General features: G+C 73.3%; 10 protein-coding genes. 1 reads left to right on the top strand and 9 read right to left on the bottom strand.

The genetic code is table 11. The features are described from left to right. Nucleotides 1-130: 130 nt before the first annotated feature. The 8 genes from pyrF to pyrR all read right to left on the bottom strand — a co-directional run bounded on the left by pyrF (nt 131) and on the right by pyrR (nt 10,888). Nucleotides 131-967 (bottom strand): orotidine-5'-phosphate decarboxylase, encoded by an 837-nt coding sequence (gene pyrF, locus ACZ6O2_RS10755; protein ID WP_466022697.1) that lies wholly within the window; start codon nt 965-967, stop codon nt 131-133. 101 nt (nt 968-1,068) lie between these two features. Next, on the bottom strand, nt 1,069-2,343 hold the full coding sequence (locus ACZ6O2_RS10750; RefSeq protein WP_466022696.1) for an adenosylmethionine--8-amino-7-oxononanoate transaminase: 1,275 nt from the start codon (nt 2,341-2,343) through the stop codon (nt 1,069-1,071). Between the two features lie 106 nt (nt 2,344-2,449). Next, entirely contained in the window at nt 2,450-3,481 is a 1,032-nt protein-coding gene (locus ACZ6O2_RS10745; RefSeq protein WP_466022695.1) for a quinone-dependent dihydroorotate dehydrogenase, read from the bottom strand. A 97-nt stretch (nt 3,482-3,578) separates the two neighbouring features. Then, on the bottom strand, nt 3,579-6,950 hold the full coding sequence (gene carB, locus ACZ6O2_RS10740) for a carbamoyl-phosphate synthase large subunit (RefSeq protein ID WP_350708948.1): 3,372 nt from the start codon (nt 6,948-6,950) through the stop codon (nt 3,579-3,581). After that, nucleotides 6,943-8,106, bottom strand: coding sequence for a glutamine-hydrolyzing carbamoyl-phosphate synthase small subunit (carA, locus tag ACZ6O2_RS10735; RefSeq protein ID WP_466022694.1), 1,164 nt, complete (start codon nt 8,104-8,106; stop codon nt 6,943-6,945). Before carA ends, carB begins: the two co-directional genes overlap by 8 nt. Beyond that, complete coding sequence (locus ACZ6O2_RS10730) at nt 8,107-9,384, bottom strand: dihydroorotase (protein WP_350708952.1); 1,278 nt, start codon at nt 9,382-9,384, stop codon at nt 8,107-8,109. Beyond that, nucleotides 9,381-10,307: an aspartate carbamoyltransferase catalytic subunit gene (locus tag ACZ6O2_RS10725; RefSeq protein ID WP_350708954.1), complete on the bottom strand. Its 927-nt coding sequence runs from the start codon at nt 10,305-10,307 to the stop codon at nt 9,381-9,383. The genes ACZ6O2_RS10730 and ACZ6O2_RS10725 overlap by 4 nt, the downstream gene beginning before the upstream one ends. Continuing rightward, on the bottom strand, nt 10,304-10,888 hold the full coding sequence (pyrR, locus tag ACZ6O2_RS10720) for a bifunctional pyr operon transcriptional regulator/uracil phosphoribosyltransferase PyrR (protein ID WP_350708956.1): 585 nt from the start codon (nt 10,886-10,888) through the stop codon (nt 10,304-10,306). The genes ACZ6O2_RS10725 and pyrR overlap by 4 nt, the downstream gene beginning before the upstream one ends. Nucleotides 10,889-11,172: 284 nt before the next feature. Between pyrR and bldD the strand changes: the two genes are divergently transcribed. Continuing rightward, entirely contained in the window at nt 11,173-11,661 is a 489-nt protein-coding gene (gene bldD / locus ACZ6O2_RS10715; RefSeq protein WP_013285505.1) for a transcriptional regulator BldD, read from the top strand. A gap of 113 nt (nt 11,662-11,774) precedes the next feature. Here the strand turns inward: bldD and nusB are convergent, their stop codons facing one another. Next, a complete protein-coding gene (gene nusB, locus ACZ6O2_RS10710) occupies nt 11,775-12,185 on the bottom strand; it encodes a transcription antitermination factor NusB (protein WP_176737511.1) in 411 nt (136 codons plus the stop codon). Nucleotides 12,186-12,200 lie beyond the last annotated feature (15 nt).

The following is a 12,200-nucleotide window of genomic DNA, read 5'->3' as shown; positions in this document are numbered from 1 at the left end:
CTGTGAAACGTGGTGTCGCTGTGAACCAAGGGGTCCGTGGTTCCCAGCGCCGGGAAAACTAGCGGCCAACGACGGTTTCGGCAACGTGGACGCGCGATGATCATCGCAAAGTGACCGAGCCGTCAGTCAGTCAGCCGGCGGTCAGGGTGGCCCGGCAGTCGGCCAGGGCCCGGTCCGCGGCGGCCCGCAGCGCGGCCGGGTCCGGGCCCGCGTTCAGCACCTCGCGGGAGTACGAGGGCAGCACGGCGGGCAGGCTGGAGCCGAAGACGACGCGCAGATCCGCCGTGGTGGCGCCCTGCGCCCCGAGGCCCGGGGCGAGCAGCGGGCCGTTGACCCGGGACAGGTCGTGGCCGGTGTCGCCGATGGTCGCGCCGACCACCAGGCCGAAGCTGCCGAGCGGCTCCGCACCCGCGTTGAGCTGGGAAATCTCGTCGATGACGGTCTGCGCCACGGTCCGCCCGTCGGCGGTGCGGGCGCGCTGCACGGCGGCGCCCTCGGGGTTGCTGGTGAGCGCCAGCACGAAGACCCCGCCGCCGTGCTCGGCGGCCAGCTCGAACATCGGGGCGAGCGAGCCGACGCCGAGGTACGGGCTGGCCGTCACCGCGTCGACATGGACCGGACTGGATGGGTCAAGGTACGCCGAGGCGTACGCGGCGACGGTCGAGCCGATGTCGCCGCGCTTGACGTCGAGGAGAACGAGCGAGCCGGCCTCACGTAACTGTCGGATAGTTGACTCTAGGATCGCCACTCCGCGCGAGCCGAACCGTTCGAAAAACGCCGACTGGGGCTTGACCACCGCGACCCGGTCACCGAGGGCTTCCGCGACCGTCCGGGCGAACCGGTCAAGCCCCCGGACGTCGTCGTCGAGCCCCCAGCGGGCCAGCAGCCCCGGGTGCGGGTCGATGCCGACGCAGAGCGGCCCACGCTCGCTGACGGCCCGGTGCAGGCGGGCGCCGAAGCTCTCCATCCGGTTCTCCCTCTCCTCGCCCGGGCGTCCACCGCCCGGGGCACACTCGTCGGCGGGCGGCGCGCCGCCCGCGTACTTCCCGCCGGACCGTGACCGGCGGCTCAGCCGGCCCGCACGGCCGCGGCGACCCCGGCGGCGATCCGGGCCAGGTCGGCGTCGTCGGTGACGTACGGCGGCATGGTGTAGACCAGGTCGCGGAACGGCCGCAGCCAGACGCCCTCGGCGACCGCGGCGGCGGTGGCGGCGGCGAGGTCCACCTCGTGGTCGAGTTGCACCACGCCGATCGCGCCGAGCACCCGCACGTCGCGCACCCCCGGCGCGCCCCGCAGCGGCTCCAGGCCGGCCCGCAGGCCCGCCTGCACCCTCGACACCTGCCCCGCCCAGTCCCCGGCCCGCAGCAGGCCCAGGGACGCGTTGGCGACCGCGCAGGCCAGCGGGTTGCCCATGAACGTCGGGCCGTGCGCCAGCACCCCGCCAGCGGAGATGCCCCGGGCGACCTCCGCCGTGCAGAGCGCGGCGGCCAGCGTCAGGTAGCCGCCGGTGAGCGCCTTGCCCACGCACATCACGTCGGGCACCACCCCGGCGTGCTCGGCGGCGAACATCGCACCCGTCCGGCCGAAGCCGGTGGCGATCTCGTCGAAGACCAGCAGCACCCCGTGCGCCCGGGTGACCTCGCGCAGCACCCGCAGGTAGTGCGGGTGGTGGAAGCGCATGCCCCCGGCGCCCTGGACGACCGGCTCCACGATGACCGCCGCCAGCTCGTTGGCGTGCCGCTCGACCGCCTCGACCAGGGCCGCCTCGTAGGCGGCGTCGGGCGGGGTGTCGAAGCCACCGGGCGGGACGGGGGCGAAGACCTGCCGGGGCAGCACGTCGCCCCAGAGGTGGTGCATCCCGCCCTCGGGGTCGCAGACGCTCATCGGGTGGAACGTGTCGCCGTGGTAGCCGCCCCGCCAGGTGCCCAGCCGGCGGCGTTCCGGGCGGCCGGTGGCGCGCTGGTACTGCAGGCACATCTTGACGGCGACCTCGACGGCGACCGAGCCGGAGTCGGCCAGGAAGACGTGCTCCAGCCCGTCCGGGGCCAGCTCCACGAGGGTGGCCGCCAGGCGGACCGCGGGCCCGTGGGTGAGCCCCCCGAACATCACGTGGCTCATCCGCCCGAGCTGGTCGGTGACCGCCGCGTCGAGCACGGGGTGCCGGTAGCCGTGGATCGCCGCCCACCACGACGACATCCCGTCGACCAGCTCCCGGCCGTCGGCCAGCCGCAGCCGTACGCCCTGCGCGCTCTCCACCACGTAGGGCGGGCTGGCCGGCGGCAGGGCCGCGTACGGGTGCCAGACGTGCCGGCGGTCGGCCGCCAGGATCTCCTCGGGTGTCACGCGCGCTCCTTCGTCATCGCCCCCGCGATCTCGCACTTGTGGCCCCCTTCTCGTCCGGCATGAGGCATCGACCGGGGCGGAAGGGGCAGGATCACGGGTACTGCGGTCACCGGGCCGGCGCCGGGGCGGCGGCCGTGGCGCGGGCGACGGCCCGGGGCAGGGCCGGGCCGCGGTAGATGAAGCCCGTGTAGAGCTGGACCAGGGCGGCGCCCGCGTCGAACATCCGGGCGGCGTCGTCGGGGTCGAGGATGCCGCCGACGCCGACGACCGGCAGCCGCCCGCCGGTCTCCCGGTGCACGAACGACACCACCTCGCGGGCCCGGTCGGCCAGCGGCCGCCCGGACAGGCCGCCCGCCTGCGCGCCGCGCTCCCGGTCGGCCGAGGCGAGGCCGTCGCGCGCCAGGGTCGTGTTGGTGGCGATCACCCCCGCCGCGCCCCGGGCCAGGCAGACCTCCAACAGCTCGGCGATCGCCGGCTCGGTGAGGTCGGGGGCGATCTTCACCAGCACCGGCTTCTCCCCCACCAGCGCGGCGAGCAGGGCGTCCAGGTGCGCCCGGTCCTGCAACGCGCGCAGGCCCGGGGTGTTCGGCGAGGAGACGTTGACCGCGAAGTAGTCGCCGTGCCCGCGCAGCGCCCGGTAGGAGGCGAGGTAATCCTCCACGGCCCCGTCCAGCGGGGTCACCTTGGACTTGCCGAGCGAGATGCCCAGCGGCACCCCGAGCGGGCGGGGCAGCGCCGCCAGCCGGGCCGCGAGGGCCCCGGCGCCGGCGTTGTTGAAGCCCATCCGGTTGACCACGGCCTCGCTGTCGGGCAGCCGGAACAGCCGGGGCCGGGGGTTGCCCGGCTGCGGGTGCGCGGTGACCGTGCCGACCTCGACGAAGCCGAAGCCCAGCGCCGGCCAGGCCGGCAGCGCCGCGCCGTCCTTGTCCATCCCGGCGGCGAGCCCCACCGGATTGGGGAACTCGACGCCGAACACCGTGCGCGGCGCCCGGACGGCGTACCGGGCGCGCAGGGCGGCCAGCGCCGCCGGCCGGCGGGACAGTCCCGCCAGCCGACGCAGCGTCCACTCGTGCGCCGCCTCCGCGTCCCCCGCCCCAATCCGGAACAGCCCCGGCCGCACCACCTTCTCGAAGATCACCGCGCGCTCCCCCCTGGCCCCCGTTGACCATGAGGTTGTTGCCCGTCGCACCGGCGTGTCACGACAACAACCTCATGATCAATCGGCTGGGGGCGGGTCACTCGGCGGCCCGCAGGGCGGCGTGCAGCTCCTGGAGGGGGCGGACCTGCATGTCGCCCCGGATGCGCGCCTCGATGCCCATCACGGCCGCCGCCGCGCCCGGCACGGTGGTGATGCACGGGATGTCCGCCGTGACGGCGGCGCTGCGGATCTCGTAGCCGTCCGAACGGGCGCTGGCACCCGAGCCCTGCGGGGTGTTGATGACCAGGGCGACGTCGCCGCCGAGGATCAGCGACACCGCGTCCTCGCCCGCGCCGGACTCGTAGTGCTTGCGGATCTGCTCGCAGGCGATGCCGTGCCGGCGCAGCACCTCGGCGGTGCCGGTGGTGGCGACGATCTCGAAGCCCAGGTCGGCCAGGCGCTTCACCGGGAAGATCATGCCGCGCTTGTCCCGGTTGGCGACCGACACGAAGATCTTCCCGGCGGTCGGCAGCGAGCCGTACGCGGCCGACTGCGACTTGGCGAAGGCGTTCCCGAAGGCCGTGTCGATGCCCATCACCTCGCCGGTCGACTTCATCTCCGGCCCGAGCAGCGAATCCATGCCCTTGCCCGTCGGGGTGCGGAACCGCTTGAACGGCAGCACCGCCTCCTTGACCGCGATCGGGGCGCCGGCCGGCAGCGAGCCGCCGTCCCCGGTGGCCGGGAGCAGCCCCTCGGCACGCAGCTCGGCGATGGTGGCGCCGAGCGCGATCCGGGCCGCCGCCTTCGCCAGCGGCACCGCCGTGGCCTTGGAGACGAACGGGACCGTCCGGGACGCGCGGGGGTTCGCCTCCAACACGTAGAGCACGTCGTCCTTCAGCGCGTACTGCACGTTGAGCAGGCCGCGCACGCCGATGCCCCGGGCGATCGCCTCCGTGTAGCGGCGGACCTGCGCGACGTGCGAGCCGGCCAGGGTGATCGGCGGCAGCGAGCAGGACGAGTCGCCGGAGTGGATGCCGGCCTCCTCGATGTGCTCCATCACCCCGCCGAGGTAGACCTCGCCGTCGGCGTCGCAGAGCGCGTCCACGTCGATCTCGATGGCGTCGTCGAGGAACCGGTCCACGAGCACCGGGTGGTCCGGGGAGATGTCGGTGGCCCGCCCGATGTAGTCGCGCAGCGTCGCGTCGTCGTAGACGATCTCCATGCCGCGCCCGCCCAGCACGTACGACGGCCGGACCAGCACCGGGTAGCCGATCTCGTCGGCGATCGCCTTCGCCTCGTCGTACGAGGTGGCCATGCCGTGCGCCGGGGCGCGCAGCCCGGCCCGGGCCAGCACCGCCCCGAACGCGCCCCGCTCCTCGGCCAGGTGGATCGACTCCGGGGAGGTGCCGACGACCGGCACGCCCGCGTCCTTGAGCCGCTGCGCCAGGCCCAGCGGGGTCTGCCCGCCGAGCTGCACGATCACCCCGACCACGCCCGGCCCGCCGGCCGCCCTGCCGGAGGAGTCCTCCGCGTGCCAGACCTCCAGCACGTCCTCGAAGGTGAGCGGCTCGAAGTAGAGCCGGTCGGCCGTGTCGTAGTCGGTGGAGACCGTCTCCGGGTTGCAGTTGACCATCACGGTCTCGAACCCGGCGCCGGCCGTGCCGCCGGCCGGCGCGCTGCGCAGCGCCTGAACCGCGTGCACACAGGAGTAGTCGAACTCGATGCCCTGCCCGATCCGGTTCGGCCCGGAGCCGAGGATCAGCACCTTCGGCCGGTCCGACCCGACGACCTCCGTCTCGGCGTCGTAGGAGGAGTAGTGGTAGGGCGTGGTCGCCTCGAACTCGGCGGCGCAGGTGTCCACGGTCTTGTAGACCGGGCGGACGCCCAGGCGGTGCCGCAGCGTGCGTACGCCGTCCTCGGCGGCCAGCTCCGGGCGCAGCGCGGCGAGCTGCCGGTCGGACAAGCCGGCCCGCTTGGCCAGGCGCAGCAGGTCGGCGTCGAGCACCGGCGCGGCGACGATCTCCGCACGCAGCTCGACCAGGGCGGCGATCTGGTCCAGGAACCACGGGTCGATCCCGCCGGACGCGGCGGCCACCTCGGCGATCGAGGCGCCCAGCCGCAGCGCCCGCTCCACCGTGTAGAGCCGGCCGTCGTGCGGCATCCGCAGCGCGGCGAGGGTGTTCTCCTTCGTCGCGCCGGCCGGGTCGGGCAGCGTCCAGAAGCCGCCCGCCTTGGTCTCCAGCGAGCGCATCGCCTTGTTCAGCGCCTCGCTGAAGTTGCGGCCCAGGCTCATCGCCTCGCCGACGGACTTCATCGTGGTGGTCAGCTCCGGGTCCGCGCCGGGGAACTTCTCGAACGCGAACCGCGGGATCTTCACCACCACGTAGTCCAGGGTCGGCTCGAACGCCGCCGGGGTCTTCAGCGTGATGTCGTTGGGGATCTCGTCCAGGGTGTAGCCGATGGCCAGCTTCGCGGCGATCTTCGCGATCGGGAAGCCGGTGGCCTTGGAGGCCAGCGCCGACGACCGGGACACCCGCGGGTTCATCTCGATCACGACGATCCGGCCGTCGGCCGGGTTCACCGCGAACTGGATGTTGCAGCCGCCGGTGTCCACGCCGACCTCGCGCAGCACCGCGATGCCCAGGTCGCGCAGCCGCTGGTACTCCCGGTCGGTCAGCGTCATGGCCGGGGCCACGGTGACGCTGTCGCCGGTGTGCACACCCATCGGGTCGACGTTCTCGATCGAGCAGACGACCACCACGTTGTCGTGCCGGTCGCGCATGAGTTCGAGCTCGTACTCCTTCCAGCCGAGCACGCTCTCCTCGATGAGCACCTCGTGCACCGGGCTGGCGGTGAGCCCGTCGCCCGCGATGCGGGCCAGCTCCTCCGGGGTGTGCGCCATGCCGGAGCCGAGGCCGCCCATCGTGAACGACGGCCGGATCACCACCGGCAGGCCCAGCTCGGCGACCGTGGCCTCGACCTCGGCCATCGAGTGGCAGACCCGGGACCGGGGCACCAGGCCGGACGGGTCGTCCAGGCCCAGGCGTACGCCGGCCTTGGCGACGATGTCCTTGAACAGCTGGCGGTCCTCGCCCCGGTTGATCGCCTCGATGTTGGCGCCGATCAGCTCGACGCCGTACTTGTCCAGCACGCCCGCCTCGTGCAGGGCGACCGCGGTGTTCAGCGCGGTCTGCCCGCCCAGCGTGGGCAGGATCGCGTCCGGGCGCTCCTTGGCGATGACCAGCTCGACGAACTCCGGGGTGATCGGCTCGACGTAGGTGGCGTCGGCGAACTCCGGGTCCGTCATGATCGTCGCCGGGTTCGAGTTGACCAGGCTGACCCGGATCCCCTCGCTGCGCAGCACCCGGCAGGCCTGGGTGCCGGAGTAGTCGAACTCGCAGGCCTGCCCGATCACGATCGGCCCGGAGCCGATCACCAGGATGTGCTTGAGATCGGTCCGCTTAGGCATGTGTGCGCCCCTCGTTCTGGGTCCGGCCCTCGATCAGCTCGGCGAAGCGGTCGAAGAGGTAGTCCGCGTCGTGCGGACCGGCTGCCGCCTCCGGGTGGTACTGGACGGTGAAGGCGGGCACGTCCTTGGCCCGCAGCCCCTCGACCACGTTGTCATTGAGGCAGACGTGACTGACCTGGACGCCACCGAACTCGGTCTCGATCACCTGATCGGGTACGACCGCGCCCTGCCGTGCGCCCGGGACCTCGACCGCGAAGCCGTGGTTGTGGCTGGTCACCTCGACCTTGCCGGTGACCCGGTCGAGCACCGGCTGGTTGATGCCGCGGTGGCCGTAGCCCAGCTTGTACGTGCCGAAGCCGAGCGCCCGGCCGAGGATCTGGCTGCCGAAGCAGATGCCGAACAGCGGCACCTTCCGGCGCAGCACCTCGCGGGCCAGCGCCACCGGCGCGTCCGCGGTGGCCGGGTCGCCGGGGCCGGGCGAGAAGAAGACGGCGTCCGCGCCGGTGGCGAGGAGGTCGTCGATGGTGGACGTGGCGGGCAGCACGTGGGTGGTGACGCCGCGCGCGGCCAGCCGGCGCGGCACGTTGCGCTTGATGCCCAGGTCCAGCGCGGCGACCGTGAACCGGTGCTCGCCCTCGGCCGCCACCACGTACGGCTTCGCGGTGGTCACCTCGGCGGAGAGGTCCGCGCCGACCATCTCCGGGGCCTGCCGCACCCGGGCCAGCAGGGCCCGCGGGTCGGTCTCGACGCTGGAGATGCCGACCCGCATCGCGCCGCGCTCGCGCAGGTGCCGGGTCAGCGCCCGGGTGTCCACGCCGCTGATGCCGACCACGCCCTCGGCGGCCAGCCGGTCCTCCAGCCCGCCGGTGGCCCGCCAGTTCGAGCCGATCCGGGCCGGGTCGCGGACCACGTAGCCGGCGACCCAGATCCGGCCGGACTCGTCGTCCTCGCCGTTGACTCCGGTGTTGCCGATGTGCGGGGCGGTCTGCACGACCACCTGCCGGTGGTAGGAGGGGTCGGTCAGGGTCTCCTGGTAGCCGGTCATGCCGGTGTTGAAGACCGCCTCGCCGAAGGTCTCCCCGACGCTGCCGTACGCCTCGCCGTGGAACGTGCGCCCGTCCTCGAGGACGAGGATCGCGCTTCTGCGCTTCGCCATTTACTTGACAGCCTTTCCGTCCAGGACCGTCGGCTCGCCGCGCAGGAAGGTCGCCACGATGCGACCCGGCAGCGTCATGCGGGCGTACGGGGTGTTGCGGCTGCGACTGGCCAGCTCCGCCGGCTCGATGGTGCGGCGGGCGGCCGGGTCGACCAGGGTCAGGTTCGCGGGCACGCCGGGCGCCGGGTCGAGGCCGTGCCCCTCCAGGCCGGCGATCCGGGCCGGGGCGCGCGACATCCGCTCGGCGATCAGGTCCCACTCGGGGCCGAGCACGTCGAGGGCGATGGACAGCGCCGTCTCCAGGCCGAGCATGCCCGGCCGGGCGTACGCCCACTCGCATTCCTTGTCCTCCACGGCGTGCGGGGCGTGGTCGGTGGCGACGATGTCGATCACGCCCTCGACCAGGGCGGCCCGCAGCGCGGCGATGTCGGTCGCGGTGCGCAGCGGCGGGTTGACCTTGTAGACCGGGTCGTAGGTCTCCGCCCGCTCGTCGGTGAGCAGCAGGTGGTGCGGGGTCACCTCGGCGGTGACCCGGATGCCCCGGGCCTTGGCCTGGCGCAGCACCTCGACGCTGCCGGCGGTGGAGACGTGGCAGACGTGCAGCCGGCTGCCGACGTGCTCGGCGAGCAGCACGTCCCGGGCGATGATCGCCTCCTCGGCGACCGCCGGCCAGCCGGTCAGGCCGAGCCGGGTCGACACCTCGCCCTCGTGCATCTGCGCGCCCTCGGTGAGCCGGGGCTCCTCGGCGTGCTGGGCGATGATCCCGTCGAACGCCTTGACGTACTCCAGGGCGCGGCGCATCAGCTTCGGGTCGGCGACGCAGTGCCCGTCGTCGGAGAAGATCCGCACCCGGGCCGCCGAGTCGGCCATCGCGCCCAGCTCGGCGAGCTGCTCGCCGGCCAGACCGACGGTGACCGCGCCGATGGGCTGCACGTCGACCAGCCCGGCCTCCCGGCCGAGGCGCCAGACCTGCTCGACCACGCCGGCGGTGTCGGCGACCGGCGAGGTGTTGGCCATCGCGCAGACGGCGGTGTAGCCGCCGAGCGCCGCCGCCCGGGACCCGGACTCGACGGTCTCGGCGTCCTCCCGGCCGGGCTCGCGCAGGTGGGTGTGCAGGTCGACCAGGCCGGGCAGGGCGACCAGCCCGGTGCCGTCGACGACGGTGGCGTCCGGCGCGTCCAGCCCGGCGCCGACGGCCGCGACGACGCCGTCGCGGATCAGCAGGTCGGTCGGCGCGGCGCCGACGACGCTCACGTTGGAGATGAGGTACGAGCTCACCGGTTGTTCCCCCCGAGCAGCAGGTAGAGGACGGCCATCCGGACGGAGACGCCGTTGGCGACCTGTTCAACGATGGTGGAGCGGGGCGAGTCGGCGACCTCGGGCGTGATCTCCATGCCCCGGTTCATCGGGCCGGGGTGCATGACGATCGCGTGCTCGGGCAGCCGGCGCATCCGCGGGCCGTCCAGGCCGTAGCGGCGGGCGTACTCGCGGGCGGACGGGAAGTAGGAGTCGTTCATCCGCTCCCGCTGCACCCGCAGCATCATCACCACGTCCGACTGCGGCAGCACCGCGTCGAGGTCGTAGGAGACGTCGGTGCCGGGCGCGAGCGCCTGCGCGATGTGGACGGGGATCAGCGTCGGCGGCCCGACCAGGGTCACCTTGGCGCCGAGGGTGGACAGCAGCAGCACGTTGGAGCGGGCCACCCGGCTGTGCAGCACGTCCCCGACCACCGCGACCGACAGGCCCGCCAGCCGCCCCAGCCGGGAGCGCATCGTGTACGCGTCGAGCAGCGCCTGGGTGGGGTGCTCGTGGGTGCCGTCGCCGGCGTTGACCACCGAGCCGTCGACCCAGTCGGCGAGCCGGTGCGGGGCGCCGGAGGCGGAGTGCCGGACGACCACCGCGTCGGCGCCCATCGCCTGGAGGGTCAGCGCGGTGTCCTTCAGGCTCTCGCCCTTCGCCACGCTGGAGCCCTTGGCCGAGAAGTTGATCACGTCGGCGCTGAGCCGCTTCGCCGCCGCCTCGAACGAGATCCGGGTCCGGGTGGAGTCCTCGTAGAAGAGGTTCACCACGGTGCGACCCCGCAGGGCGGGCAGCTTCTTGACCTCCCGGCCGGCGACGGTGGCCATCTCGGCGGCGGTGTCCAGGATCTGGGTGGCCGTGGCGGCGTCGAGGTCGGCGCCGGAGAGCAGGTGCCTGATCATGAGGGGGTCCCCCCGTACAGCTTGACCTCGTCGGCGCCGTCGGTCTCCGCGAGGGTGACCTTCACGCTCTCCGCGAGGGAGGTCGGGATGTTCTTGCCGACGTAGTCGGCGCGGATCGGCAGCTCGCGGTGCCCGCGGTCGACCAGGACGGCGAGCTGGACGGACGCCGGGCGCCCCACGTCGTTGAGCGCGTCGAGCGCGGCCCGCACCGTACGGCCGGAGAAGAGCACGTCGTCGACGAGGATGACCCGCTTGCCGTCGATGCCGCCGGGCGGCACCTGGGTCGGCCCGACCGCGCGGGTGGCGTGCCGGCGCAGGTCGTCGCGGTAGAGGGTGATGTCGAGCACGCCGACCGGGACGGTCACGTCCTCGAAGGTGCTGATCCGGGCGGCGAGCCGCTTCGCGAGCGGGGCGCCCCGGGTGGGGATGCCGAGCAGGACGGTGTTCTCGGCGCCCTGGGTCTTCTCCAGGATCTGGTGGGCGATGCGGTCGACCACGCGCTGGACGTCGGCGCTGGCGAGGATCACCTTCACCGAGGGTTGTCGCGGCGGCGACGACTGGGCAGCCGGTGGGTAGGCCACGGCGGACCTCCTTCCCCGCCTCACGGGACGGGTCGTTAAAGGACGTCGGATGCCGGCGCCGGACCGCGAGCGGCCCGGACCGGGGCTTCACGCCACGTTACCAGTGGTCACCGCGCCAACCGCCGCCGGCCACTGACCCTCTAATCAGCCGACGAAACGGGACAACTCTCCCGACGGTCCCCAACGGTACGGTCACGACCACTTGACCACGTGTCGCAATCCCCGTACCGTCACGCTCCGTAGCGATCGCTGGGAGAACCCCGAGCAGCACTGGGAGTGTCCGAATGCCCTCTGAATACGCCAAGTCTCTGGGCGCCCGCCTGCGCTCCATCCGCCAGCAGCAGGGCCTGTCCCTGCAGGGCGTGGAGGAGAAGTCGAACGGGCGGTGGAAGGCGGTGGTGGTCGGTTCGTACGAGCGCGGCGACCGCGCCGTCACGGTGTCGCGCCTGGCCGAGCTGGCCGACTTCTACCGCGTTCCCGTCTCGGAGCTGCTGCCCGACGGCAGCGGGGTGCGCCACGAGCCCACCAGCAAGATCGTCCTGGACCTGGAGCGGCTGTACGACGAGGCCTCCGAGGACCTGGCCTACGTCGCCCGCTACGCGCGCGCCATCCAGCAGCAGCGCGGTGACTACAACGGGCGCGTGCTCTCGATCCGCGCCGACGACCTGCGCGCGCTCGCGATCGTCTACGACGCCTCGCCGTCCGGCCTGATCGAGCGGCTCACCGAGCACGGTGTGCTGGTCGCCGACCCGCGGGCGTTCTTCGCCTCCTGAGCTCGACCACGAGAAGGGGCCCGTGCCGTCCGGCACGGGCCCCTTCTGTCGTACGTGTCACACGGCCACCGGCGGCCAGGACGCCGCGGGTGCCGGGAATGCTGCGGGCCGCCTCAGCGGGTGGCGTACTCGGCGATGCGGCCGAGGATCCCGTTGAGGAAGCGCGGGGAGTCGTCGGTCGACATCTGCCGGGCCAGCTCGACGGCCTCGCTGATCGCCACCGCGTCGTCGATCTCGTCGACGTAGAGCAGCTCGTAGACCGCGATGCGGGCCAGGTTGCGGTCGACCACGGGCATCCGGTCGAGCGTCCAGCCCTCGGCGTAGCTGGCGATCACCTCGTCGATCCGATCGAGGTGCGCGGCCACCCCCTCGACCAGGCTGACCGCGTATCCCAGGTGCTCGGGCCGGGGCTTCTCGATCCGCTCGATGTAGCCGGCGAGCACCTCGACCGGCGGGCGGTCCCGCAGGTCGGCTTCGAAGAGCACGTCCAGCGCCCGCTTGCGCGCCTTGCGGCGCGCAGGCATCTGCTGCTTGGGACC

The organism is Micromonospora sp. NPDC048040, from assembly GCF_055587185.1.
The sequence above is the reverse complement of the archived record's forward strand: the minus strand, read 5'-3'. Positions and strand labels throughout refer to the sequence as shown.